This window comes from Desulfovibrio sp. JC010, assembly GCF_010470675.1.
Lineage (GTDB): Bacteria > Desulfobacterota > Desulfovibrionia > Desulfovibrionales > Desulfovibrionaceae > Maridesulfovibrio.
In genome coordinates, this window is the sequence record NZ_VOIQ01000003.1 from 243,486 (window position 1) to 269,672 (window position 26,187).

Annotated in this window: 18 protein-coding genes; 17 read left to right on the forward strand and 1 reads right to left on the reverse strand. The window is 51.2% G+C overall.

All coding sequences use genetic code 11. The annotated features are described in order from the left end of the window. Window positions 1-2 precede the first annotated feature (2 nt). Window positions 3-764 (reverse strand): DUF3450 domain-containing protein, encoded by a 762-nt coding sequence (locus FMR86_RS05110; protein WP_163350008.1) that lies wholly within the window; start codon window positions 762-764, stop codon window positions 3-5. Between the two features lie 660 nt (window positions 765-1,424). Here FMR86_RS05110 and FMR86_RS05115 point away from each other — a divergent pair. The 17 genes from FMR86_RS05115 (at window position 1,425) to FMR86_RS05195 (ending at window position 26,147) form a co-directional block, all read left to right on the forward strand. After that, window positions 1,425-2,078, forward strand: coding sequence for a CBS domain-containing protein (locus tag FMR86_RS05115; protein WP_163350009.1), 654 nt, complete (start codon window positions 1,425-1,427; stop codon window positions 2,076-2,078). Next, complete coding sequence (locus FMR86_RS05120) at window positions 2,065-2,901, forward strand: ABC transporter ATP-binding protein (RefSeq protein WP_203544779.1); 837 nt, start codon at window positions 2,065-2,067, stop codon at window positions 2,899-2,901. Before FMR86_RS05115 ends, FMR86_RS05120 begins: the two co-directional genes overlap by 14 nt. Before the next feature lies 1 nt (window position 2,902). Continuing rightward, on the forward strand, window positions 2,903-4,801 hold the full coding sequence (locus FMR86_RS05125; protein WP_163350010.1) for an AMP-binding protein: 1,899 nt from the start codon (window positions 2,903-2,905) through the stop codon (window positions 4,799-4,801). Continuing rightward, window positions 4,801-5,688, forward strand: coding sequence for a branched-chain amino acid ABC transporter permease (locus FMR86_RS05130; protein ID WP_163350011.1), 888 nt, complete (start codon window positions 4,801-4,803; stop codon window positions 5,686-5,688). Before FMR86_RS05125 ends, FMR86_RS05130 begins: the two co-directional genes overlap by 1 nt. A 1-nt stretch (window position 5,689) precedes the next feature. Further along, on the forward strand, window positions 5,690-6,733 hold the full coding sequence (locus FMR86_RS05135; RefSeq protein WP_163350012.1) for a branched-chain amino acid ABC transporter permease: 1,044 nt from the start codon (window positions 5,690-5,692) through the stop codon (window positions 6,731-6,733). A gap of 58 nt (window positions 6,734-6,791) precedes the next feature. Then, entirely contained in the window at window positions 6,792-7,955 is a 1,164-nt protein-coding gene (locus FMR86_RS05140) for an ABC transporter substrate-binding protein (RefSeq protein WP_163350013.1), read from the forward strand. 29 nt (window positions 7,956-7,984) lie between these two features. Beyond that, complete coding sequence (locus FMR86_RS05145; RefSeq protein WP_203544780.1) at window positions 7,985-8,782, forward strand: ABC transporter ATP-binding protein; 798 nt, start codon at window positions 7,985-7,987, stop codon at window positions 8,780-8,782. A 131-nt stretch (window positions 8,783-8,913) separates the two neighbouring features. Next, window positions 8,914-10,173 (forward strand): phenylacetate--CoA ligase family protein, encoded by a 1,260-nt coding sequence (locus FMR86_RS05150; RefSeq protein ID WP_203544781.1) that lies wholly within the window; start codon window positions 8,914-8,916, stop codon window positions 10,171-10,173. 176 nt (window positions 10,174-10,349) lie between these two features. Further along, window positions 10,350-11,777, forward strand: coding sequence for a sigma-54 dependent transcriptional regulator (locus FMR86_RS05155; protein ID WP_163350014.1), 1,428 nt, complete (start codon window positions 10,350-10,352; stop codon window positions 11,775-11,777). A gap of 10 nt (window positions 11,778-11,787) precedes the next feature. Beyond that, window positions 11,788-13,389, forward strand: coding sequence for a PAS domain-containing sensor histidine kinase (locus FMR86_RS05160; protein ID WP_163350015.1), 1,602 nt, complete (start codon window positions 11,788-11,790; stop codon window positions 13,387-13,389). 322 nt (window positions 13,390-13,711) lie between these two features. After that, window positions 13,712-15,787 (forward strand): NHL repeat-containing protein, encoded by a 2,076-nt coding sequence (locus FMR86_RS05165; RefSeq protein WP_163350016.1) that lies wholly within the window; start codon window positions 13,712-13,714, stop codon window positions 15,785-15,787. 14 nt (window positions 15,788-15,801) lie between these two features. Next, window positions 15,802-17,919 carry a tetratricopeptide repeat protein gene (locus FMR86_RS05170; protein ID WP_163350017.1) on the forward strand — a complete coding sequence of 706 codons (2,118 nt, stop codon included), beginning with the start codon at window positions 15,802-15,804 and terminating at the stop codon, window positions 17,917-17,919. Window positions 17,920-17,921: 2 nt separating this feature from the next. Continuing rightward, window positions 17,922-21,851, forward strand: coding sequence for a hypothetical protein (locus FMR86_RS05175; protein ID WP_163350018.1), 3,930 nt, complete (start codon window positions 17,922-17,924; stop codon window positions 21,849-21,851). Further along, complete coding sequence (locus FMR86_RS05180) at window positions 21,848-23,248, forward strand: hypothetical protein (RefSeq protein ID WP_163350019.1); 1,401 nt, start codon at window positions 21,848-21,850, stop codon at window positions 23,246-23,248. Before FMR86_RS05175 ends, FMR86_RS05180 begins: the two co-directional genes overlap by 4 nt. A 15-nt stretch (window positions 23,249-23,263) precedes the next feature. Further along, window positions 23,264-24,409 (forward strand): hypothetical protein, encoded by a 1,146-nt coding sequence (locus FMR86_RS05185; protein WP_163350020.1) that lies wholly within the window; start codon window positions 23,264-23,266, stop codon window positions 24,407-24,409. 251 nt (window positions 24,410-24,660) lie between these two features. Then, on the forward strand, window positions 24,661-25,644 hold the full coding sequence (locus FMR86_RS05190; RefSeq protein ID WP_163350021.1) for a metallophosphoesterase: 984 nt from the start codon (window positions 24,661-24,663) through the stop codon (window positions 25,642-25,644). A 113-nt stretch (window positions 25,645-25,757) separates the two neighbouring features. Then, on the forward strand, window positions 25,758-26,147 hold the full coding sequence (locus FMR86_RS05195; RefSeq protein ID WP_163350022.1) for a PaaI family thioesterase: 390 nt from the start codon (window positions 25,758-25,760) through the stop codon (window positions 26,145-26,147). Window positions 26,148-26,187: the final 40 nt, after the last annotated feature.

Below are 26,187 nucleotides of genomic sequence, written 5' to 3' on the forward strand. Positions count from 1 at the left end.
TGTCATATTTTGTCGGCCGGTTGCGTGATGGGCAGGGAGATCAGTTCCACTGCCCGCTTGCGCGAGGCCATGTCTTTTGCTTTCTGGATATCTCTGGAAAATTCGGTATTTACAGGCACCCATGTTTTGCCGTGGCGGTCCCAGTAGCCGGAGGATTTGCCGTCTTCGGTCTGGTAATAGAGTGCCGTCCTGCCAAGCCGGAAAACAGAGACCGTGGTCGGAATCCCGCTCAATTCGATCTGCTCTGAAGCGGTTTCCACATTGCGTCCGTATTCTGTCTCAACCTGCAGGGCTTCGAAAATCCGGCGCAGTTTTTCGCTGAGTTCCAGATGGTAGTCGTCAAGGGAGTCCCGCAGAAAAGCGATGCGCTGCGTCCTTTCCTTATTCAGAAAAGGAAGGTCGGCATTGACCTGTTCTTCCAGCTTATCGACAATTGTTTCCAGAAAAGGTTCAAGTTCCATGCGTATTTTTTGTGCTTCAGCTTTGCGGCGTTTTAATTCCGCAATGGTTTTCTGCTGCCTTTTTATATAGCGTTGATACTTTTTGTTCTGAAAACTCATCCAGTCATCAAGCATCTTCATGTTGGTGATTTCAGCGGCAAGCTCTCTCTTGATGTCGTCCCATTTTTGATATTTTTCAGATGCAGCGGCTTCTGTTTTCAGTGCCTTTACTGCTTTTTCATAGGTGGGCTGTGATGCTGCTCCGCACACATTGGCGGTCATCGCGATCGTCAGAAGTGCCCCAAGCGTTATTGATTTAAGCATGGAAAACTCATATTTCGGGTTAAATGATTTTGAGTGTGAAATTCTTTATCAATTCAAAAATAAAGATACCAATCGCAGCCTTTAATCATAATGTCGGGAGTAATGCATTCAGATAAGAAGCTGACGGCATCCACCCTTTTAGGCAGGAGTGTTGTTAATTTCTGCTCTTTGAAGAATTTAAAATGCTCCATAATGAATTTTTTATTGGAGGGGCGGCCCAGATTTATCAAAAAAGGCTGGTAAAAAATATGAAAGTACAGCCTCACAATGTGTTGGTGCATTGCGGGGCTTCATTTGTTTAGCAGAGAAGTGAGCTGACTCGTGCGTACAATCCGCTCAGGACTACATTTAAATATGCTGCAACTAAAGTTGCTTCTGCAACAAAAGTTGCAAAAGGCTTCTTTGCGCAACAAAAGTAGCTCCCCCACCTGTCTTTAAAAAATCTGTCAACAAAAGTTGCAGAATAGTCTCCGTTCAAGCCTGAGCAGATTCCTGCCGTCAGTATTCCTTTGGCGTGTTTTTAGTAAAGCTAATAGTCCTAAGTGGTTTAAATAAATTGACAATATTATTGTAGGCTTCCTGGTCGAATCTTCAGTCATGCTTTGGCACGTTCCTTTCAGTAAGGGACTGAACTTATTCGCTTCAGGAGGTTTACATATAATGTACGTCGGGCTCAAAATGCTGAAAGACTTCATGCCGCAATCACCGGATACGCTGGCTGAAGATGCTTCCATCCTTATGGATGACAATATGCTGTGGATGCTGCTCATCGTGGAGGGCGGCAGACTGGTCGGTTATGTGCGCAAGGAAGATATAAGTGCTGCAATGCCTTCCTCTATGACCGGACTGGATAAGCACGAAATTAATTATCTGCTCTCCAAGTTGACCTTGAAAAAGATCATGCGCACAGACATCACTACTGTCAGCCCCGAAACTGAAATCGAGGAAGCAGCGGTGATCATGCGCCGCAAGAATCTGGCGGGTCTCGCAGTGGTGGACGCTGAAAGCAATCTTCTGGGCTACATCAACCGCAATGTTATTCTCGACGTGCTGGCCGAGGAAATGGGTTTTGCAGAAGGGGGGTCCCGCATAGTTTTTGAAGTAGAGGACCGTCCCGGCGTGCTCAAGCATGTTTCCAGCCTCATCGACGACCTTGGCTATTCCATTATCTCTACAGGTACCTTCAATCATGATGACCGCAGAATGGTCGTTATTCGGGTAAATGCCGATAATCCCTCTTCCGTTGCCGCTGCCCTGCAGAAGAACGGATACGATGTAGTTGGTCCGGAGGATTTCAGGGATGAATGGCAGTAGTCCTTTTTTCAAACCGGATTGTGACCCGGTCCCCATGGGTGAGCCGCTGCTTGAGGTTAAGGATGTCACTTTGACATTCAAAGGCGTTGCCGCTCTTTCAAGGGTAAATTGCGGCGTGCGCAAAGGCAGCATCACTTCACTCATCGGCCCCAACGGTGCAGGCAAGACCAGCATGCTCAATTGTATTTCCGGGCGTTACTTTCCCGACACCGGTTCCATCACCCTTAAAGGGGATGAGATGCTTGGTACGCCAGCCAACAAGCGTACCCATTTCGGCATGGCCCGTACTTTTCAGAACATCGCCCTGTTTCGGGGGCTTTCCGTACTGGATAACCTGATGGTGGGGCGTCATTCGCGTATTAACTATGGAATTTTGTCCTCACTTCTTTACTTCGGCAAAGCCCGCCGGGAAGAGTCCGCACACAGGCAGAGGGTGGAGGAGATCATCGATTTTCTCGGACTTTCCCCTTACCGCCACCAGACTGCCGGACATCTGCCCTACGGGGTCCAGAAGAAGGTGGAACTGGGCCGCGCGCTGGCTGCGGAACCTGAATTGCTCCTTCTCGACGAACCCATGGCGGGCATGAACCTAGAAGAAACCGAAGATATGGCCCGCTACATCCTCGATATCAACGAGGAGTGGGGCATTTCAGTCTTTCTGGTGGAGCACGATATGGGGGTGGTTATGGATATTTCCGATCATGTGGTGGTGCTCGATTTCGGCCGCATCCTCGCTTGTGGAACTCCCGCTGAAGTGCAGCAGAACAAGAAAGTTATCAGTGCCTACCTCGGAGACGAGGGCGGGCTTTATCAAGGAAGGTAAAATGAGCCGTCCATATAAAACAACACTTCCGGCACTGCTGATCAAAAATGGCCGCGACCGCGCTTCCCGCACTGCCATGCGTGAGAAATATCTCGGTATCTGGCAGTCATTTACTTATAAGCAATATCTTGAAATTACATCGGAATTCGCCGCAGGGCTCAAGTCATTGGGTTTTGGGAAGGGCGATGCCATTGTCATTATCGGCGACAACCGCCCTGAGTGGCTTTGGGCGCAACTGGCGATTCAGGGCATCGGCGGTTATTCCGTGGGACTTTATCAGGACTCCCCGGCGGATGAGATCGGTTACATTTTTACCCTTTCCGAGGCACGGCTCGTGGTTGCTGAGGATCAGGAGCAGGTGGACAAGATCCTGTCCATCCGTGACCAGCTCCCGGACCTCAAATACATAATTTATCATGACCCCAAAGGGCTGGTGGATTATGATGAGCAAGGACTTATGTCCTTTGATGACATCAGGTCGCTCGGCAAGGCTAAGGCTGATCAATTCGAAACATGGACTGCTGAAGTTGTTCCCGAAGATGTAGCGATTATCGCCACTACCTCCGGTTCTACCGGGCGTCCCAAGCTGGCTATGCTGACCCATGAGAATCTCCTGTCCATGGCTTGGAATCTCGGTGACTCTGATCCCAAGAAGGAGTCCGATGAATTCGTATCCTTCCTCCCGCTGGCCTGGATGGGGGAGCAGATGATGGCTGTGGCTTCAGCTTTGCTTTTCGGATTTTGCGTAAACTTTCCTGAAGAGCCGGACACTGTGCAGGAAAATATCCGTGAGATCGGGCCTCATCTCATTTTCTCGCCGCCGCGTGTGTGGGAAAATATGGCTGCCAAAGTCCGTGTCCGTATTATGGAGACCACGCCGCTCAAACGCTGGCTGTTTAATAAATTTCTGCCCATGGGCATCAATTATGCCGACAAGGTCTTGCACGGGCAGACTCCCTCTGCCTTGGATAAGTTCGGTTATTGGCTGGCCGAGGTCTGCCTTTTCCGGGCTCTCAGGGACCGTCTCGGATTTTCCCGCATTCGCAGCGGGTCCACCGGGGGCGCGCCGCTGGGGCCGGATACTTTCACTTTTTTTCATGCGCTGGGCATCAACCTGAAGCAGATTTACGGGCAGACCGAAGTGGCGGGAATTTCCTGTATCCACAAGGACGGCTCTGTCAGTTTTGATACTGTGGGTGAGCCCATCCCGGAAACTGAGATTAAAATTTCCGAAGAAGGCGAGGTGCTGACCAAGAGTCCTGCTGTCTTTAAGGGCTACCTTAAAAATGAGGAAGCCACTGCCGAAACCATTGAAGACGGCTGGCTCAAATCCGGTGATGCCGGATATTTCAAGGACAACGGGCAGCTGGTTATTATCGACCGCCTTTCCGATGTCATGACCCTCAATAGCGGCATCCGTTTCTCCCCGCAGTTCATTGAGAACAAGATCAAGTTCTCCACCTACGTGCAGGAGGCGGTGGTCATCGGGCAGGACCGCGACTACATCACCGCCATCATCTGTCTCGACAGTGATATTGCCGGGCGTTGGGCCGAACAGCAGCAGCTGACCTACACCACCTATCAGGATCTGGCTTCCAATCCCAATCTCTACGACCTTATCAGCGAAGAAGTTGCATCCATCAATGAATCCTTGCAGGACGGCACTTCGGTTAAGCGTTTTGCATTGCTCTTTAAAGAACTGGACGCGGACGACGGCGAACTGACCCGTACCCGCAAAATCCGCCGCAAAATCATAGGCGAGCGTTACGGCGATCTCATCCATGCCCTTTATAACGGTGCAAAGGAGATTAATCTCACCGCCCGTATCAAATATCAGGACGGCTCGGAGCGGACCATGTCCGGCCCTATAGCCATCCGCGAAATCAGCGAGGCCCGCTAATGGAATATTATCTCCAACTCATAATCAACGGCCTCGTGGTAGGTTCCATCTACAGTCTGGTGGCCCTTGGTTTTGTAATTATTTTCAAGGCCACCAAGGTGGTCAACTTCGCACAGGGCGAAATGGTCATGGCCGGAGCGTACATCTGTTTCGCGCTCACCGTGCAGTACCAGCTGCCTTTCCTGCTTTCATTTCTGATCACACTGGTTTTCTCTCTCGTACTGGGAATACTGGTGGAGCGGATGGTGCTCAGGCCGCTCATCGGGGAGCCGATCATTTCGGTGGTCATGGTCACCATCGGTCTTTCGTCCATACTCAAGTCGCTGGTGCAGGTCTTCTGGGGAACGCAGATCAGGGTTTTCCCGCCAATCCTGCCGCAGGAGCCGATTATGGTTTTCGGGCTGCCCATTGCCCCGGTCTACATCGCGGCTTCTGTGCTCTGCCTGCTGCTCTTCGCGGTATTCTCCCTGTTCTTCAAGTATTCATCGCTGGGCATTGCCATGCGGGCCACCGCTTTTGACCAGCAGGCCGCCCAGTCCATGGGTATCGGCATCAAGAACATCTTCGCCCTGTCGTGGTGTATCGCGGCGGTGGTTTCCTCCATCGGCGGAATCATTCTCGGCAACATCAACGGCATCAACTCCCAGCTTGGGCATCTCGGTTTGAAAGTCTTCCCGGCGGTTATTCTGGGCGGACTTGACTCTCTGCTCGGAGCGGCTCTGGGCGGGCTCATCATCGGTGTGCTGGAGAATCTCAGCGAAGGACTTGCCCGCGATCTGTTGAATCTCGGCGGATTTAAGGAAGTTGCATCCTTTGTGGTGCTGGTCATCATCCTCATGGTCAAGCCTTACGGGCTGTTCGGCACCAAAGAAATCGAGAGAGTGTAACATGCAGAAATGCGGACTGTTTTTTACAACTTACAATAGTGAAGACCAGCTTTTCCCGTCCACGTTCCAGAAAACGTGTCTCGGGCTGTTCATGGCGGCCATGCTGGCCGCGCCCTGCGTGCTGGATTTCTACTACATATCGGTAATGAACCTGATCATGATCGCGGTTATCGGCGCAGTGTCCTTGAACCTGCTCACCGGGGTCTGCGGGCAGATGTCTCTGGGACATGGAGCCTTTGTGGGAGTAGGGGCCTACGGTTGCGCGGTTCTGGCTTCCAAAGGGCTTCCCTTTCTGCTTTGCCTGCTTGGGGGCGGGGCAATGGCTGCAATTGCCGGGATGATCTTTGGTATCCCTTCGCTGCGACTGAAGGGGATTTATCTTGCCATCTCAACACTGGCAGCACAGCTTATTCTGGAATACGTGTTCCTGCATTGGACATCCTTCACCGGAGGAGCCAACGGCATGCCTGTTGATTCACCGGAAATCTTCGGCTTCATGTTCGATTCTGACGAGAAGATGTTTTATCTCATTTTCGCTATCACCACTGTCTGCGTGCTCGGCGTATCAAACATTGTGCGTTCCCGTTCGGGCCGCGCTTTTGTCGCTATCCGCGATTTCTACCAGTCGGCGGAGAACGTGGGGGTGAATCTTTTCCAGTATAAGCTGCAGGCTTTTGCCACCAGTTCATTCATGGCCGGTCTCGCCGGTGGACTCTGGGCTTACTACACCATGTACATTACCCCGGAGCAGTTCTCCATCGGGCTGTCCATCAGTTATCTGGCCATGATCATCATCGGCGGCATGGGCTCGGTGCTCGGTTCCATCTTCGGTGCAATATTCATCACCCTGCTGCCCGAAGTTCTTAATACCGCCACCTCTTTGCTGGCAACCGTTGCACCGGAAGCAAGTGCCATGGCTGCACCGCTAAAGGAAGGTGTCTTCGGACTGACTCTCGTGCTTTTCCTGATCTTCGAACCGGAAGGGCTGGTGCGTAAGTGGAAACTGATCAAGGCTTACTGGAAGCTTTATCCTTTTGCTTATTAAACAAAAACGTGCAGGCAGCACTTTAAAATAATCCGTCATTTTTAGAGGAGAGAGAACAATGATTAAAAGAATTTTGACCGTAACGGTTATCATGGCAACCCTGCTGACAGGTTCAACAGCCTTTGCAACCCTGAAAGTCGGTGTACTGTCCGACCTTACCGGACCTACTTCAAGTGTAGGTGTTCCTTACGCTCAGGGCGTTACGGACTGCATTGCATATGTCAATGCCAATGGCGGTGTTAACGGAGAAGAGATCAAACTCATTCAGGTGGACTACGCCTATAATGTGCAACAGGCTCTTTCTGCGTATAAGCGTTTTAAATCTCAAGGTATTGTTGCTCTGCAGGGTTGGGGGACAGGGGATACCGAAGCTCTGGTGCGTTTTGTTTCCCGTGACCGCATTCCTGTTTTTTCAGCTTCCTACTCTGCACATTTCATGGACCCGAAAAAAGCTCCTTACAACTTTACCATCGCGCCCGATTACTCAACTCAGGGGCGTGCCGGATTGAAATACATCAAAGATAACTGGAAGGAATCCCGGGCCCCGAAACTGGCTTTTGTCTACCCGGACAAGCCCTACGGTCTCGTTCCCCTCAAGGCCATGAAGGAATATGCAAAAGAGTTGGGTTTTGAAATCACCGGCGACGAAGTTCTCGGCCTGAAAGCCATGGATGCAACTCCGCAGCTGCTGGCCCTCAAGAAACAGAATCCCGATTTCGTCTGGGTCGGCGGAACCACTCCTTCCACCGCAGTGCTGATGAAAGACGCCAAGAAGCTCGGCTTTGGCGGCAAATTCCTGGTCAACATCTGGGGTAATGATGAAAATCTTGCCAAGATGGCCGGACCCGCCTGCGAGGGCAACTTCGGCATGCAGGCTGCAGCGGTTTACGGACAGGACGTTTCGGGCATGAAAGTCATCGAAGAGCAGACTAAAGGCCAGCCTCAGATGACCCATTATCTGCGTGGCTTCGTGTCCACTCTGGTTATGGTGGAAGGCATGAAGAAGGCCGCCGCGAACGGCAAGGTTACCGGTAAATCCATCAAGGAAGCACTGGAAACCATGCGCGATTACGATCCCATGGGACTGGCTCCGGCAATCAGCTACTTTCCGGATGACCACCGCCCGAGCATGGCTGTTAACGTCTGTACCGTAAAAGACGGTAAACTCGAATTCCTCGAAACAGTCTCCCTGCCCCGCGACGACAAATGGCTGGGTAAATAGGCTTCTATTCACTCTAAAAGGATTTATTTATGAGTCTGCTGAACGTTCAAAACCTCGAAGTCGTCTACAACGACGTGGTGCTGGTGCTCAAAGGTTTGAGCCTTAATGTGGAGAAAGGCTCCATCACCACCCTGCTGGGCGCAAACGGAGCCGGGAAATCCACAACACTGAAAGCCATCTCCGGTCTGCTGGAGGGCGAGGACGGTAAAGCCACTTCCGGTACCATTCTTTATGACGACAAGCCGGTAAACATCCAGAGCCCGGAAAAGATGGTCCGCAAGGGCATCTTTCAGGTTATGGAAGGGCGGCGTATTTTTGAAGATCTAAACGTGGAAGAGAATCTGCGTTGCGGAGCGTATACCCAGCCGAGCAAGTATTTCTCAAGGAATCTTGAAAAGGTGTATACGTATTTTCCAAGGCTTAAAGAGCGTCGTTCCCAGTTGGCGGGCTATATGTCCGGCGGAGAGCAGCAGATGCTCGCCATCGGGCGTGCGGTGATGGCCAATCCGAAGCTGCTTTTGCTCGATGAACCTTCATTAGGTTTAGCCCCTTTGCTGGTGGAAGAAATCTTCGACATCGTCAAGAAGATCAACAAGCAGGAAGGGGTGACCGTGCTGCTGGTGGAGCAGAATGCCCGCATGGCTCTTTCACTGGCGGATTACGGATATATCATGGAGAACGGCCGCATTGTCATGGACGGCAAGGGCGAAGAGTTGCTGCACAACCCTGATGTACAGGAATTTTATCTCGGCCTGTCCCATGGCGGTGAAAAGCGAAGTTATCGTGACGTAAAACACTACCGCCGCCGCAAACGCTGGCTGGGATAAGAATGCCTCCGGCGGCTTAAACCCTTTTGGGAAAAGGGTTTAAGAATCCCAAAACTTTTTATCGGGGCTTCGCCGTTTGTTTCGAAACATTTTGCGATGATTAATCTGATTAATTACTTTTATGAGGTGAGATGGTGGATAGATCTAACGGACTATTTAACGACTACGAAAAGGATACTCCTGAAGCTCGGTCAGAAAGGCAGCTGACTAAAATTAAAGCCGTTATCGAAAAAGCGGCGGAATCTTCACAGGAATTCAAATCGCGCATGGAAGAAGCCGGAATATCTGCTGCTGATATTACCGACCTTGAATCTTTCAGTAAAATTCCGGTCCTGCGCAAGAAGGACCTGATTTCCCTGCAGCAGGAAAAGGGACTGGATTGGCTGCTCACCGCTAAACCCGGTGAATTGAGCAGGATCTACCAGTCCCCCGGTCCCATCTTCGATCCCGAAGGTCGTGAAGCCGACTACTGGGGCTGGACCGAAGGTTTCTACGCCGCAGGTTTCCGTGAAGGAGATCTGGTACAGATGACTTTCAGCTATCATCTGACTCCGGCGGGTTTGATGCTTGAGCAGCCTTTGCGCGAAATAGGCTGCGCTGTGGTCCCTGCGGGACCGGGCAATACCCCGGTACAGATGCAGCTTATGACCAGCCTGCCCGTTACCGGATTTGTGGGCATGACCAGTTATCTGAAAGTTATTGCCGAGAAGGCGCAGGCTGATGGTCTTGACCTGAAAAAGGATTTTAATCTGGATGTGGCTTTTGTGGCAGCGGAAATCCTGCCCGAATCCCTGCGCAGCGAAGTGGAAGATGCCTTCGGCATGAAGGTCCGTCAGGGGTACGGAACCGCTGATCTGGGCTGCATAGCTTATGAGTGCCTTGAGCTGGGCGGCATGCATGTTTCCAGCCGCTGCTATGTGGAAATCTGCGATCCCAAGACCGGGGAACCTTTGCCCATGGGCGAAATAGGTGAAGTGGTTGTCACTCCATATACCCTTTCCTATCCGCTGGTCAGGTTTGCCACCGGAGACCTTTCGCGCATGGTGGACGAGCCTTGCGGGTGCGGGCGTACCGCGCCGAAACTGGCGGGAATTCTCGGCCGCGCCGATGATACCGCCAAGGTCAAAGGGCAGTTTGTGTACCCGTCACAGGTCGCTGAAGTTATCCGTGAATTTCCGGCCATTGCCAAACACCAGATCGTGGTCAGCAACGAGGGCGGCAAGGATAAATTGACGCTCAAGATGGTCCTTGAAGGTCAGCTGGACGAGAAAGCGTTCATCCCCGCTTTTCAGGACAAAATCAAGCTGCGTCCGGTCATGGAAATCCTTGCAGACAATAATGCCATCAAAGATGACGCCGCCCCCCTTGTGGATGAGCGCACTTACGAGTAACTTCTGATAAAACTACAGCAATATTTTGTTGGACCGGTCGGGAAACAGTTTGTTTGAACTCCTCTGTTTTCCGGCTGGTCTGACAATTCCTGAAATTTATAACTTCCGGAAGTTGTCCGGAATCTGAATTTCGCTCCTTGCTTTTTTAACCGGAAGACAGCTGGTGAAGTCGCAGTATGAGTAAAACCGCATTCCCCAAGAATCCTGTACTCCTTGTTGATGACGAGGAAACATGGACCCGATCCTTCTCCCTTGCCCTCAAGTCTGCGGGCATAAACAATATCCTGTGCTGTAACGACAGCCGCGAAGTGGAAGCCATCCTTGAAACCACCGAGGTGGAAGTCATTGCCGCAGATCTCGCCATGCCCCATGTCAGCGGTGAGGATTTGATCCGGCTGGTAACCTCAAAGCATGCCGATATCCCCATTCTGGTCATTACCGGCATGAGTCAGGTGGAAACAGCGGTCCAATGCGTAAAACTGGGGGCCTTTGATTTCTTTGTCAAAACCTATGATAAAAGCTCTCTGGTCTCAGGTATCCGGCATGCCATCCAGATTCGTGAGCTGAAGCGGGAAAACACCACCCTGCGTTCCCGTTTCTTTGATGACCGACTTGAACGTCCCGAAATTTTTGAGAATATCGTTACTGCGAATTCGGCTATGCGCTCCATCTTTAAATACATCGAGGCCATTGCCGAATCATCACAACCGGTGCTCATTACCGGGGAATCCGGGGTGGGCAAGGAGCTTATTGCCGGAGCCATTCACCGGGCCAGCGGGCGATCCGGCGAGTTTGTTCCGGTCAACGTGGCCGGACTTGATGACAATATTTTTGCCGACACTCTCTTCGGACACAAGAAGGGGGCTTTCACCGGAGCGGACAAGGCCCGTCCGGGGCTGGTTGTCAATGCCGGGGGAGGAACCCTTTTTCTCGATGAAATAGGGGATCTGGCCCATGGTTCACAGTTGAAACTGCTCCGTCTGGTTCAGGAGCGCGAATACATGGCTATCGGTTCGGACCTGACCCGCAAGACCGATGCCCGCATAATCGCCGCCACCAATATCGATCCTGAAGAGTTGAACAAAAGCGGCAGATTCCGCAGCGATCTTTACTACAGACTCAAGGCCCACCATGTGCACATACCGCCGCTGCGTGACCGCAAGGAAGATCTTCCGTTGCTGGTCGATTATTTCCTGAGTCAGGCTTGCGAAAGTGAGGGCCGGGCCAAGCCTGAAGTTCCGGGAGAACTCAGCGGTCTGCTCATGGGATATGATTTTCCGGGAAATGTTCGGGAACTTCAATTCATGGTTATGGACGCCGTCAGTTGTACTGAGGGTACAGTCCTGAACAGCGAGCGGCTGCAGAACCATATAGGAAAGGGTGCACCGGTATGTCTGGAAGCAGGCCCGACCGTTGCAGGCAGTCAAAAGGTGGCCTTCGGCACGGAGCTTCCGACCCTCAAGGAAGTAAGTGAAGAGCTGACCTTGGAGGCTATGCGTCGTGCAGAAAACAATCAGGTGGAAGCGGCCCGGAGCCTTGGAATATCACGACAGGCTTTGAATAAGAGACTTAACAATATGAAGCGGGATAACAGCGACAGCTGACGGATTCAGTATGGGTTTTGAAACAAAGAGATTACATAAGCGAGTCAGCGCGCTTGCGGAACAGAATAACCGTTTGCGCAAAGAAATTAAACAATTGCGGGCACTCATCGATGCTCCCCGCAATCTGATGCAGTTTTCTTTTGATTCCGAATATCGTTACATCACCTATAATCAGGCCCATTTTGAATTTATAAAACACAGTTGGGGCGTGAGCATTTGTCCCGGAATGAATATTCTGGATATTTTTTCCAGCGATCAGGATCGCGAATCCGCACGGAATCATTTCGACCGCGTTTTAGGCGGTGAGTCATATATTCTGAAAAGGGAATATAAACCCCGCAAAGGTGAAACCCGTTTCTATGAAAATACCTATGTTCCGGTTTTTGAAAACGGGGTGATCGTTGCCGGATCAGTGGCAGCCCATGACATTACCGAATGGAGCGAAATTGAAGAGGAGGGCCGTAAGTACCGGGCGATATTCGACAAGGCTCTCGAAGGTATTTTCCGCTCTACGGCAAAAGGAAGATTCATAGAGGCCAATCAGGAGATGGCCCGAATTCTGGGGTATAAGAGCCCGGAAGAACTTATGGAATCCATTACCGATATCAGCAAACAGCTGTACTGCGATCCGGTTGAACGGGATACGGTCATGGCTATCCTGCGCGATCAGGAACTGGTCAAGGATTTCGAGACCCGCATGTTCCGCAAGGACGGCACATCCATCTGGGTTGAATTCAATGCCCGCTGCGAAAAGGACGATGACGGACACACTCTTTATGTGGAAGGCAAGCTCACCGATATTTCAACACGAAAGGAAAATGACCGCCGTCGCCGGCAGATGGTGCAGGCTGAGAAAATGGCATCGCTCGGCGTTCTGGTGGCCGGGGTGGCCCACGAAATCAACAACCCCAACAGCTACCTGACTTTGAATCTTCCCACATTGCGCGATGTATGGAACGATGCGCAGGAGATTCTTGACGAATACAGCGATGAACATGGTGACTTTGTTCTTGGAGGGCTGGAATATTCCGAACTGCGCGAGCAGTTTCCTTATCTGCTCGGTGAAATGATTGAAGGGGCGGGACGTATTAAGGACATAGTCTCCCAGCTTAAGGATTATTCAAGGCAGGACAGTGAAGATGCCCGCGAGTTTGTGGAACTCAATAATGTCGTACGCGGAGCTTTGACCTTTGTGCGGCATAAGATCAAAAAAACTGTTCGTCATTTTGAACTTACGCTGCCGGAAAAGAGTCCGGTGGTGGAAGGTAACCAGCAGCGGCTTATTCAGGTGTTGATGAATCTCATAGTAAACAGTTGTGAGGCAATGCCTGCGGAGGACAGCCATTTATCAGTCTCAGTCAGTACCAGTCAGGGAGAGAAGCAAAAAGCGCGGGCCATGATCATTGTAAAAGATAACGGTCACGGCATCCCGCAGGAAAACCTGCGCCATATCGAAGACCCTTTTTTTACCACCAAGCGTGACAGTGGCGGAACCGGGCTTGGTCTTTCCATTTCTTCAAGCATTGTCAAAATGAATAACGGCAAACTTGAGTTTTTATCACCGCCTGAGGGCGGTACTGTTGCGGTCATCTCTCTGCCGCTTTATAAATGAAAGATTTCTCCTATGAGATGCAGTCCAATATTTTTAATTTTCGGTTTAAGCGTCGTCCATTATTGTGGTTGTTTGGTCAGATTTGTATGCGTGATTATCCTGGTTGCGTGTTTCAAAGAGGTTCAGCTTGTTGCCTTATACTAGACATTTTGCTCTCTGTATGATCTATAAATAAACATTAAAAAACATAAGAATGGCATTAATGAAAGAGCGTCTCTTAGCCTGCCTTCAGGGTAAAGGGGGGGCTTCTCGCTGTTCTTACCTCTAGGTGGAAGCGCTACAACCAACGATTTTAACAAGCTGTCCTTTAATGGAGTCCTCCATGCCTTATTTGTGTAGATATGTAGTTTCTCTTTTATTCCTGCTTATTGCATCATTGCCGGCCCATGCTTTTGAAAATGTGAAATTCAAGTCCTCCATGCCGACCGGGACTCCTGAACCTGTGGATATTGCCATAGACAGGGACGGTGAAATATTTGTTGTGGACGGCAAAGAAGGCCAGATTATTGTTTTTGATTCCAAAGGGCATCTCAAAAGCAGGTTCGGAGAATCCGGAAAAGATGACGGGGAGATGCGTAGTCCCTGCTCCATAGCCATCAGCCCGGAGGGGGATGTGGTGGTGGCTGATACCGGTAATGATCGTATCGTTGTCTTCAAACAGGATGGAACCTTCAAAAAAAATTTCGGGGAAGCAGGTTCTAAACCGGGACAACTTAATGATCCCGTGGCCGTGGCCATTGATAAATTCGGATTTGTTTACGTAGCCGAAGAAGGCACCAAAAGGGTGCAGGTATTCTCCTCCCGGGGTATTTTCCTCTGGGCCATACAGCTTCCGGAAAAACCTAAGGACATCGTCCTTGATCCGGCCCGCAATGTTTATGTGCTGGTGCCGAAAGTAGGCAAGGTGCTCATCTTTGATTCCAAGGGCAAGCAGAGCGGAAGTATTGCCTGCACAGCCAATGGCGATGATTTCGGCAAGGATGCCATGGGTCTGGCAGTGGATAAGCGCGGTGATATCTATATTTCAGAAGATGAAGACCAGAGCGTTAAAAAATTTGATAAAACCGGACGTCTGCTGATCTCCTTCGGTTCAGAAGGTGAAGGGAGAGGGCAGTTTGATGATCCTGCCGGGCTGGCCTGCACTGACAATGATACCGTCTTTGTGGTCGATACCGGCAACGAAAGGGTCCAGTCCTTCAACATCAGCGGCAGCAGCAAAAAGGAAATGACTCCGGTAACTGTTTCCCCGCCCATGATTGTTTTTGAAAAGGAAATTGTCAGCGGAGAAGATATTTCCGCGCTGTTCGTCACTCCGGACAAGAAACTCTATGCCGTGAACAGCAAAGAGGGGCAGATTCACCTGCGCGGCAGTTCCGCCAGCCTGACCTGGGGAGATTCCGGTAATGATCCCGGTGAATTCCGCAAGCCGCAGGGCGTCGCCGTAAGCAAGTCAGGTAACGTGTACGTTGCCGATACCGGCAACAACCGTATTCAGCTGCTCAATCCTGACGGAAGTTTCAACTACAAATTCGGCAAAAAAGGCGACAAGACCGGGCAGTTTGACGATCCTTCGGATGTGGCGGTTAACTCAAAAGGGTTGATCTACGTGGCCGATACCGACAACCACCGGGTGGAGATTTTTAACCCGGACACCATGTTTCTGGCTTCTTTCGGCCTTGAAACCGAGGATTCCAAGAATCCCGAAGGCGGCAGCTTCGACAAACCCACAGATCTTGCCATCGACAGCGCGGACAATGTTTATGTTCTTGATTTCAAGAACAATCGGGTCCAGCTTTTTGATTCCGACGGCAATTTCAAGCGGGTGATCGGCGGTCCCGGTGAAGGGCTCGGTCAATTTGATGAACCGCTTTCCATTGCCACAGATGAAAAAGATTACCTCTATGTGGCTGATTCCAAGAACAGTCGTATTCAGATTTTTGATGGGGATGGAAATCTTGTCGTGGCTTTCGGGTCTCCCGGCGAAGGTACCGGGCGTTTTAAGAAACTGAGTGCTGTAGCTGCGAGCAAAGGCAGGGTCTACGTTGCTGATGAGGATTCTGAAAAAATTCAGGTCTTCAGCTTTTATCCCAAAGGCATTGTTAAAAAAGACCGCACTTATGCCACAAGCATGGCTTATCCTGTACCAGGTATGAACGGTGATGCTGGCAAAAAGGCAACAACGCAGAATGCAAAGCAGATGGCGATTAAAGACCTTGCCGCTAAATACAAGGTTTCGCCCATGCATATGTCCAAATATATCGAGGTTGAAGACGAGGAAGTCTTCCCTGACGGAAGGGTCAAAGTGACCATAAGTGCGCCTAAGAAGATTCCTGCGGAAAAGCGGGTCGCACCCAAACCCAGAAAAGTCAAAAAAGCACCTAAGTACCAGTTGCAGTAAAGAGGAATTGAAACATGCGTAAGTATCTCATCATTACCCTGCTGCTTCCGGCATTGTTTTTCAGCCTTGCCGGCTGCAAGAAAAATACGCAGGGACAGGCTTTTATGCAGGCCGGCTCCTACGATAAGGCTGTGGAATATTTTGAATCCGCTCTGCAGGCTGATCCCGGCAACAGTCAGCTTCTGGCTGATCTGGCAAAGGCCAAGGTTTTTGCCGCAGCCGATCATTTTGCTTCCGGGCAGGCTCTCGAAAAACAGAACAACCTCGGCGGGGCATTGTTTGAGTATGGTCGGGCTGTGGAATTGCAGCCGGACAATATGGATTATGCCCGTAAATACGGGCAGGTCAGTAAAAAACATTCCAGCATAGCCACCAAGGCTGACGAAGCTGTGGAAATGGGCCGCAAAAACCACGACTGGGTGGGGGCACTGACCTCGCTGCAAAGCCTGCGTCCTTATGCTCAGACTTTGCCCGATCTTGATGATCGTATCAGTGCTCTCAAGCATGAGGCCGCAGTTTATTATGATTCACAGGCCGATGCCGCAATTGATAAAGGCAGTTATCAGTCTGCGTATGATTTCAGCGGTCAGGCTATGGAGATGCAGCCCCTGCCTACTTATGAGCAGAAGAATCTGGCCCTGCATCACCTGCTTTTGTCCAGTCAGGCCCTGCAGCAGAGAAATTACCGCAAGGCTTACGATGAAATTCAGAACGGATTGAACTTTGTCCCTGATAACCAGAAGCTGCTCGCATACAAGCACAAGCTTGAATCCCAGTGGGCAGATCTGCTTTATAATGAGTCGATCAGTGCTTATAATGAAGGACGTCTTGCCAAGGCCAATGCCGGGCTGACCCAGATTTCGCGTATGAAGCCGGGTTATCTCAATGTGGAAGAGATGCTTAACGAAATTCGTCAAACTCTGGCCGCTGAATATTATGCCGAAGCCATGGCCATCATGGACGAAGGGGATAAATCCAAGGCCGGAACCGTTCTTGCCAATCTGCTGCTGGTCCGTGAGCAGGGTTTGCCCCAGTATTGGGATATTGATGAAAAAATCAGGGAAGCCAAGAAACAGCTGTTTCAGGAAACAGAGCTGCGGGTCTCCTTTGATGTGGATAACGAAAGTGCCGAGCCCGGTGCGTCCGGATACGTTAAGGACAGGCTCTTGTCCCGGCTTAAAGATTCAAATTTGAAGAACGTTCGTCTTCTTGAACGGGCCACCATGGATGAAATCCTGCGCGAACAGGGGCTGGGGCAGGGATTCCTTGATGAATCCACTGCCTTGCAGGTCAAGAAAATCAAAGGCGTGCAGGCCGGGATCAAAGGGAGCATCATCAAGGTGACCGCCGTTGAATCCGGACGTGAGAAGCCTTCTTACGGTTCCAGTAAATACATCAGCGGAACCCGCATGGTTCCCAACCCGGAATACCAGAAAGTTCAGATGGAGCTGCAGCAGGCCCAGAATGCGGTCATGATGGCCCAGTCCAAGGTCAATAATGCCCAGATGGGGGCGGCTCAAGCTCCTATGGGCGGCGGTCTGGCCGGGGCTATGATTGCATTGGGTTCCAGTATGGAAGTTGCCGGTGCACAGGGACAGTTGAATGATGCGCAGGCTGATCTTGCCGCCGCACAGAACAGGATGTCCAACACTCCCATGCAACTGCAGGAAGAGATTGAATCCGACTACCGTTACGAGATTTTTGACCTGACCATGGAAGGTGAGGCGGTCATGAGCTTCAGAGTCATCGACTATACCACTTCCGAGATCGGAAATGTACATACCATTCGTAAAACCGATATTCAGACCGACCGCTATATCCCCGGTGATCCCGGCAAAAATGTGCCCACCGATCCCAATGACCTGCCCACCAAAGAGGGGTTCAAAAAAGAGCTGCTCGGTGAGGCCATTGATGAGGCATTTCTCGCTCTGCGCGAAGAGCTGAGTCATCACGCCATTGCCAACTATGAAGCGGGCAAGCTGGCCGAGGAAAGGGGGCTGCCCGATGAAGCGGTTGAATCCTATATCCGTTTTATCTATTCCGCGCCCGATCTCGGTGATCCGAGGGTGCAGCATGCCAACCGCTATATCTACGACAATATCGGTCTGCTGGTTGTGAAAAACGGAGGCTGATCATGAAAAAAATCTGCATTGCCACATTACTTCTCGGTATAGTCAGTCTGAGCGGACCTGTTCAGGCGGGCGCGGCGGTTGATGTTCAGGCAGTGCAGAGTGAACTTGGTTCCCTGCGCGCTCTCCTGCAACAGCTTGAAGGAGAGCGCGCTGATTTGCTGCGTGCATTGAATGCCATTGAGAATCCCGTTTCGGAGCAGCTGGTTAAGGATAAAGCCCCGCAGGATATTGCCGGGCTTCCGGCGGAGCAGAAACTTGAGGCCGGTGCAGCATACAAGCAGAAGGTACTGATTGAGGACGAGGGCGGGAAAGAACGCAAGGAAGTTCTGGAAGATATTGCGTCTTTTGAAGAAGTATATAGTGGCCCGGAGAATTGGGATATCCGTGACGGGCTTGATAAGGAAAGGCTGAACCTCGCCAATCAGTTGAACAGCCCGGACGATGTGAAAGCTCTCAAAGACAAAGTTTCCGGGGAAGTGGGCGGCCTGAAAGATGAAATTGAGCAGGCCAAAGCCGAGGGCAATGAATTCAAGGCCAATGTTCTTCAAGGCCAGCTTGAAGTCAAAGAGCAGGTCATTGATGAGTTGGAACTGACCCGCAAAAAAAAGGAATTTGAAAATAAGCCGCCCGAAGAACAGTCTGTTGAACTGGATGAATTACGTGACGGGGAACGGGAAATCCATCAACAGCTGGTTCAGGCAAACGGCAGGCTGCAGGAACTCGAAAAAGAAGTTGCCGAAGCGGACAACGCATGGCTGGGACTGGGCAGTCCTTCTCAGGAGCAGCTTGATGAGCTGAAAAAACAGCGTGGAATAGCCGCCGGGCTGGAAAAGGAATTTGCAGAAACCCAGAAGGAAATGCTGGTCAAAGCCGGAACCGTAGGGCCGGACAGCAGTCCTGAAGCCCGTGAAGCAGCGGATGATGTTTTTGAGCATGCTTCAAAAAGAGCTGTGGCCCAGCTTCTGACCGTGCAGGGTCAGGAACAGTCCCTTGGGGTGGAAGAGGAGCAACGTAATCAGGATACTGCCAAGGCTGCTTTTGATGCCGCCATGACCGGTGATTTCAGTAAATCCGTAGCTCTTGCTGCTAAAGGCAATATGGAAAACGAGGTCGGCAAGCAGGGTTTGGGCCGTAATGAAGAAAAGCTGCAAGCCATGACCGAGGCCCTGAAAAGAGGGGCGGATGAGCGACAGCAGACTCTTGACGCCAAAACCCAGCAGGTAAAGCAGGATTTTGCTTCCGGTAAAATAGATGGGGAGCAGGCCGCAGCAGCTTTGCAGGATGTTGCCGACCAGTCTCGGAATAATGAAGCTGTTAAAGCCACGGCTGATCTTATCGAAAAGAACAGGGTCGGTAGTAACCGTATTGAAGAGACCAAGGGCGTTTTTACTCAGACCGAAGCGACATGGAATGAGGAAACCCACGGATCTAAGACCGGTGTGCTTTACAAGTCCTACAATCTCGTTTCATCCATAATGGGTGATGCCGCAGGTGTGGTGGTGGATAAGTATTCTGATGTGACCGGAGGGGCCGGGGCAACCAGTAGTACCACACGGGCGAATCAGCAGAAAGAGCAGGCCAATGACAATACCATGGCTTCCATCCGGTCTGTGCAGGCTTATAAAAATCTTTCCGGGCAGGGCAAGGAAGAACTCCTTCAGCATGAACTTTACGGCAAGCCTTTAAGCAAGGAATCCAAGAAAGTTTATGATCAGCTTGATAAAAACTATTTTTCCCAGCAGGGCGGCAAAAGTCTTGATCTGATCAGTGCCGGGCCTCCCCCGGCTTCGCCGCGCGATAAAACCGCCCTTGCCCTTGCCAAGGCTGAGCGGGATTTAAAAAACGACATTAAGGATACCAAAACGATCCTGACTACCGAGCATGACATGATGCTCGGACTTGAAACACAGCGATTAAGTGTTAATCCGGCTACATGGGCCTCCCGCGCTTTGACTTCCCATGAAAAAGACAAGGCCATGCGCCTTCTTGCGGATAAAAAAAAGGAACTGAACCGGATTGAATATCTGCGTGAGGACTATAAGGCAGGTCTTGAAGATAAAGGCGACATGAAACGGTTCATGCGCACCAATGATCACGGTCTTGAGCTTGCCGCGCAACTGGAAAAGGACAACGCGAAAAAGAAGATTGCGGCCATTGACGCCGAGCTTGCCACCGGAAATCTTAAAAACCGGGATGAGCTTTGGAAGAAGAGACAGGAAATCAGTGCTACCAGCGGAAAGCGGGTCGCCTCTTATTTGGACCAGAGCGCACACCTGAAGGCAGAAAATCAGGTTGCCAAAGGTAATTACGAAGCGGCCAATGCCATTTACGAAGAGCAGGCCCAGCGCAATCCGCAGAAGGCTTCCTTGTATAAAGGGTTGATCAAGACCAACCGCGAGTATCAGGTTGACCGTAAGGTCAATGAGATGAGTGCCTCGCTGGTGCAGCAGGTGGGCACGGACGCGGTCATGTATCTTGCCACAGGAGGTGCCGGCAAAGGAGCCACCACCGGACAAAAGCTAAAAGCCGCAGGAAGTGCTTTCAACCCTGCCAGCGGGGTTAACGGTATTTTATCCAATGCCCAGTCGCAGGTCATGACCGAGGTCATCGTCCAGAAGACAGGCATGGACCGCAAGACAGTCAGTGAAATGATGATGCTCGGCGGCATGGCCAAGAAGAAGGCCATCGGTGCTGAAAAAGCCTACCGGACTGCTTCCAATAAGGCTAAGGCTTCTTTTGATACGGCTTGGACCCCGGCGGTGGATAAGCGCAGCAAGGGTTTTGTTGAGCGTCTTCAGAAAAACGCACAGCAGCAGAAAGGCAAGCGTGCCATGGCAGACAAGGAGGTTGCGGCCCGCGCTACTCGGAAGCTCAACCAAAAATCACAGGACCGCGTTGAGACCAGCGGGCGTGATGCTAACGACCTGCCGCATATACGTGCATTACGTAATTCCATTTCCGGCGGTACGAACCCCAGAGCTGACAAACAAACAGTTCTTGATATGCAGCGTGATACACGCCAGATGCGTGACCTTAAAGGGCTGAAAGGGCCGGACGCCAAAAGGCTGCAGGATGCTTTCAATAAAACCCTGCATGAAGAGATTTACAATCCCATGTACCGCCAGACCCGCAAATTTATTCAGAAACAGCCGGGCTTCAAGGATATGGAGATTGTCGCGGTTTCCAAGCGTACTCCGGGGGCGAAGAACAGTGCCATCAACACGGACAATGATATCAATTTCGTCGCTAGAAATAAGAAGACCGGGGAACAGATGGAAGTTCCCAAGGAACTTTACCGCAAGGTGATTTCCCGTTCTTTTTCCGAGCTCAGCGAGGTGCCCAAGCCTTCCAACTGGAAAGTGATGAGTGCCGCTGAGAAACAGCGTTTTTATGACAGTAACTTTGAGAGGCATGGGCAGAAGGCCATGGACGGTTATGATCCTGAAGCCTGTGACGATTACCGTTCCTACAAGCTCGATAAAAAAGGGCAGCGGGTTAAGGTCACCCCGCGGGCGGAACAGGTCAAGAAAATGCTTGATCCTGATGAGTTGCGGAAATGGAAGCAGCAGAATCCGGGTGGTGATAATAAGGTTCTGCTCAATAACCCCGGTCAGATGGGTGAGATGTATTTCTTCAAGCCCAATGAGGAATTAAACCGGGGTAACCGCAGCGAAGCCTTGGCTCAGGCCAGCAAGGGGGCATCCATGCTGCTTGCCGTTCGGGAAAGTTACCGTTTGCAGGGGGTCAAGAATTTGCACAAGCTGGATCCGAAGTTTATGCAGGTTGTCCAGTTAATGAAAAAGCAGACCGGAGATTCCTCTTCTGATCCCAGACAGGTTGAGGCCGAGGTCCGCAGGCTCGGTTTCAGGAACCTTGAAGATGCTTTTTACCGTCTTGAAGCTGAATTCGGGGCTTTGGGGGATGCACGATGAAAAGACTCTTATACCTGCTCCTGTGTGCGGTTCTGATAGGTAGCGCAGCTCCTGTTGCTGCGTCCACCAACACGGATTCCATCAAGGCTGCCCTGAGTAAGATTGAAACAGATATTTCACGTATCAAAACACGTATTTCCCAGCTTGAGTCCTTGCTCTCCGCCCCTCCGCCTCAACCTGAAGAACAGCAGGATAAAGAGGGTGAACCTTCTTTTGGCGGGCTGGAAATTGATGACGGTTCGCTTGAAGCCGCTCTTGATGATTTTGGTGAAGAGGGGTCAACATTTCAGGCTCTTGAGCTAAAGGATAAAGAACAGGGGTTTGATCCTTCGCAGACTCAGGGACTGGCTCAGGGTTTTGCCGCAGCCGAAGATACCTTCCAGCAAGGTCAGCAGGGTTCTGCCATGAATGTGGGCTCGGCTCCGCAGGACGGCGGCTTTGATCTCTCCGAATATCTTCAGAATGAGCGGGCCAATGATGCCCAGAGTGAACTTGCCAAGCAACAGGCCCTTGATCAGGCCAACCTTGCAGAGCAGGGCAAGTGGGATGAGGCTTTGAAACGGGCCGAGGATTCCCGCATTCAGCAAGAGCAAATGGCTGACCAGAAGACTCAGCAGCTCAAGGCCGAGGCAGCGCAGCAGCTTGCGGAATGGAAGGAGCAGGTCAAGGGCGGGGCCATGAGTGAGGCTGAGTTTGAGCAGAAAATGCATGATATGCAGATGGAGCACGAACAGGCACTGGCCGAGGCAGAAGAGCAGCGGGAAGAAGCGATGATTAACGCTTTGCTGGATCAGCAGGGCGGTGGTCCCGGAGGTTATAATGATGTTGACACTCCCTCGCCTTATCTGCCGCCGCCGACTCCGGATTGGATGAAACCGGGTTATGATCCATACAAAAACATGCAGTTGCCAACCCCGGCGGGTGCCCAGAAAATGGCCCCGGTAACGGTCTCAGTCAGCCCTACCACCATGTATATTTGGGATCATGGCAGTGAGGATGGGGATAAAATTTCCATCTCTCTGAACGGCCAGACCGTGCAGGGAAGCGCGACCATCGGCAATTCAAAAACAGCCGTACAGCTCATGTTGCGTCAGGGTCCTAATCAGGTGCTGATCAAGGCTTTGAATGTAGGGACACAGTCCCCGAACACAGCGGCCATCAAGGTAATGAATGTTGTGGAAGGTAACCCTCAGCAGTCATATAACCTACTGACAGGTAAAACCGCAGTCATGACCGTCACTTACGATCCAGGACGAGGTGGGAAGATGGGTTTGTTGCCTGCGGTTCCCTCGACAAAACCCGCAGTGAAGCGACAGGTGTATGAAGTTTACAAAAGTAATTTCAAGCCCGTGAGTATAAAAAAAAGGAAACCCATGAGCATAAAAAAAGCTCAGTAATACATAAGGATTCATATGCGAAAGTCGTACAGTCCGTTCATTTTCATATTCTTTGTAATCGCTTTGTTTCCCCATTGCGTTCAAGCAGGAACCTACAATGGAAACGGTATGGGGGTAATTATCGAAGGAGACCAGGCTTCGGCCCTTAATCTGGCCACCAAATCTGCATATAAAAAGGCTGTCTCCAAGGCCATGGAATCCAAAATTCCGGCAGGCTCCAAAGGACGTCTAGCCTATGGACGTAAAAAACCGCTCCTGCTCAAAGGAAAGTTGTCTTTTGTGAAGGGCAAGCGCGTTGTTTCACAGCAGGTTGAGGGCAAGGTGCTCCGGGTGACTGTTGCTGTGGATGTGGATGAAAACAAGTTACAAAGATTTCTTGGCAGTCAGGGCTTTCTGGCGGAGCAGGCCAAAGAGGCCAAGAAAATGTCCCTGCCCACGGTTATGGTCCTTGTGGTTGAGGAGATGAACGGGGCTCAGAATCCGTTTCCCTTTGTCTCCAATCAGATTATAGTAAAGCTCATGGAAGACGGTTATGACGTGCTGGATCAGACTCTGGTCCAGAAAGCTTCCGCCCATGATCAGGCTGTGCAGGGCGTGCTGCGCGGCAACCCGAGGGCGGCGCAGGCCGTGGCCCTGCAATACGGAGCAGGGTTATTGATTACCGGGCGGGCCATCGGCTCTGCCAGCGGTATGAAGGCCGGAGGCATGCAGGCTTACGGGGCGGATGTTGTCCTGCAGGCATTGCAGGCTGATACGGGGCGTATTCTTGCTACCGGGCAGGGCAGCGGCAGTTATCCGCACATCAATGCTGTTACCGGACAGCGCAAGGCCATCGGCGAAGCTGCCGGAAAAGCTTTCAAGAGGCTCATGAAGGGCATGGACAAACGTATGGCTTCCACCGAGGAAACCATGACCGTCACAGTCAGCAATGTGAACTATAAACAGTTGACCGTGCTGAAAAAGATCATGGGTAAGAAGTTTAAATCCATATCCAAGCTCCGCCAGCGCAGTTTCGGCGGCAATGTTGCCAAGCTGGATATCACTCTGGTCGGTTCCCCGGAAGCTTTTGTGGATGAGGTCGCTCTTGCCAAATTCGGCAAGTTCAGGCTGGAAGTACTCAGTGTTTCTCCGCAAAAGGCTGATTTTGTTCTGAAGAAGTAATTTTGTATGGCCGTCGGTTCAATTCCGACCGTTGGCTCCATGAAAAATAAAGCCCCGCAGCACGTAAATGCTGCGGGGCTTCGACTTGAGTTTGTAGAGCCATGTTTTGAATTCTTCACATTTGTCCACTAGAAACGTATGCTGATTGAACTGGGTGTCCACAAAAAAGTGGAATGCGGCCCTCTTTCCCATTTGTCATAATTTCTTCCAATGTGGCATGTTTCAGAGCATTGTAAAACAGGAGCCGGGCAATGAACCGCAATCCCCTGCCGTACGATTTATATTCTTCCCTTGCCCGGCGCATGGGCGAAAAAATAGTTTCCCGGCGTTTGCGTATGCAGGCTGAGATTAGTGCTACGGGGTTTTGCAAGGCATTCGGCAAAGGAGGCGGGCATGTCCATCTGGAAAATTTGGACAGCTTTGTTAATTTTGTCGACCTTGTTTTGCGTTTGAGCGGGATGCGCGGTTGGGGACGGCGCAACAGCCTTGATTTCAGGGTTGAGGAAAATGAAGTCCTCATCCCTGCATTGCCCCGGGAATTTGACGGATTCAGGATATTGCAGCTGACTGATCTCCATATCGACGGCTTTATCGATGGCGGGAAAAAGTTTTTTGATATGATCGCCCCTCTGCGTTGTGATCTCTGCGTGCTTACCGGGGATTATCGTTTATTGACTTTCCACAGTCACAAACCATCAGCCATCGGCATGTCCCGGTTGATCACCCAGATAAACGCAGCGCACGGGGTGTACGCAATTTTAGGCAACCATGATTTTCTGGAGCAGGTTCCGGCTCTGGAAGAAAGCGGGGTGCGGGTGCTGCTCAATGAAGGCGGGATAATCAAGCACAACGGCGCGGAGCTGTTCCTCGCCGGGGTGGATGATCCCCATTTTTACGGCACTCATGATCTTGAACGGGCTTTCCGGTCCCGACCGCTGGGAATACCGACAATCCTGCTCAGCCATTCACCGGAACTATATGCCGAAGCTTCCGCCCTGTCTGTTGATTTCTATCTGTGCGGGCATACCCACGGCGGGCAGATCTGCCTGCCCGGAGGAATCCCGGTCATGACCCATGCCGCCTGCCCCCGGTACATGGCCGCAGGCCGGTGGAATTACGGAAACATGTCCGGATACACTTCACGCGGGGCCGGGTGCTCCGGTGTTCAGGCCCGGTTCAACTGTCCGCCGGAAATCACCATCCATACCCTGCGCAGCAAAGGGTCCGGATCATGAACAAGCAACTTTTCATCTTTTAAGGATAAAGTTAATCATCGAATTATTTGAGACTTCCGTTTATATGCAGTGTCCTGCCCCTTTGGGATTCTGAAATAAGATGGAGAAATATTATGGATATTAATACACACGAGCAGATAGACCGCGCTCTTTGCGGGGAGCCGGTTGCAGTTGTTGCCGGGAGCAGTGAAGTTCGTTTGACCTGCAGCCCGAATATGGCAGCTGACGCCAGCGGACTGGTTCACGGCGGATTTATTTTCGGCATGGCCGATTACGCGGCTATGCTGGCTGTCAACCATCCAAATGTTGTGCTGGCCGGAGCTGAGAGCCGCTTTTTAAAGCCGTCCAAGGTCGGTGACGTTCTCATTGCCAAGGCGCAAGAGCAGGAAAAGGACGGACGTAAACATATCGTCAAAGTGGAAGTCTTCTGCAATGAGGATAAGGTTTTCAGCGCAACTTTCACCTGCTTTGTTACCAAGGAACATGTGCTGACCGGAGCATAGCTGAAATGTCCCCGTAAAATCAAAGCCCCGCAATGCATAG

Excerpts from the sequence above, each read along its gene's own strand:
- FMR86_RS05125 (WP_163350010.1), top strand. The coding sequence starts at position 2,903 with ATGAGCCGTCCATATAAAACAACACTTCCGGCACTGCTGATCAAAAAT.
- FMR86_RS05120 (WP_203544779.1), top strand. The coding sequence starts at position 2,065 with ATGAATGGCAGTAGTCCTTTTTTCAAACCGGATTGTGACCCGGTCCCC.
- FMR86_RS05140 (WP_163350013.1), top strand. The coding sequence starts at position 6,792 with ATGATTAAAAGAATTTTGACCGTAACGGTTATCATGGCAACCCTGCTG.
- FMR86_RS05150 (WP_203544781.1), top strand. The coding sequence starts at position 8,914 with ATGGTGGATAGATCTAACGGACTATTTAACGACTACGAAAAGGATACT.
- FMR86_RS05180 (WP_163350019.1), top strand. The coding sequence starts at position 21,848 with ATGAAAAGACTCTTATACCTGCTCCTGTGTGCGGTTCTGATAGGTAGC.
- FMR86_RS05110 (WP_163350008.1), bottom strand. The coding sequence starts at position 764 with ATGCTTAAATCAATAACGCTTGGGGCACTTCTGACGATCGCGATGACC.
- FMR86_RS05175 (WP_163350018.1), top strand. The coding sequence starts at position 17,922 with ATGAAAAAAATCTGCATTGCCACATTACTTCTCGGTATAGTCAGTCTG.
- FMR86_RS05185 (WP_163350020.1), top strand. The coding sequence starts at position 23,264 with ATGCGAAAGTCGTACAGTCCGTTCATTTTCATATTCTTTGTAATCGCT.
- FMR86_RS05165 (WP_163350016.1), top strand. The coding sequence starts at position 13,712 with ATGCCTTATTTGTGTAGATATGTAGTTTCTCTTTTATTCCTGCTTATT.
- FMR86_RS05160 (WP_163350015.1), top strand. The coding sequence starts at position 11,788 with ATGGGTTTTGAAACAAAGAGATTACATAAGCGAGTCAGCGCGCTTGCG.
- FMR86_RS05115 (WP_163350009.1), top strand. The coding sequence starts at position 1,425 with ATGTACGTCGGGCTCAAAATGCTGAAAGACTTCATGCCGCAATCACCG.
- FMR86_RS05170 (WP_163350017.1), top strand. The coding sequence starts at position 15,802 with ATGCGTAAGTATCTCATCATTACCCTGCTGCTTCCGGCATTGTTTTTC.
- FMR86_RS05195 (WP_163350022.1), top strand. The coding sequence starts at position 25,758 with ATGGATATTAATACACACGAGCAGATAGACCGCGCTCTTTGCGGGGAG.
- FMR86_RS05135 (WP_163350012.1), top strand. The coding sequence starts at position 5,690 with ATGCAGAAATGCGGACTGTTTTTTACAACTTACAATAGTGAAGACCAG.
- FMR86_RS05155 (WP_163350014.1), top strand. The coding sequence starts at position 10,350 with ATGAGTAAAACCGCATTCCCCAAGAATCCTGTACTCCTTGTTGATGAC.
- FMR86_RS05190 (WP_163350021.1), top strand. The coding sequence starts at position 24,661 with ATGAACCGCAATCCCCTGCCGTACGATTTATATTCTTCCCTTGCCCGG.
- FMR86_RS05145 (WP_203544780.1), top strand. The coding sequence starts at position 7,985 with ATGAGTCTGCTGAACGTTCAAAACCTCGAAGTCGTCTACAACGACGTG.
- FMR86_RS05130 (WP_163350011.1), top strand. The coding sequence starts at position 4,801 with ATGGAATATTATCTCCAACTCATAATCAACGGCCTCGTGGTAGGTTCC.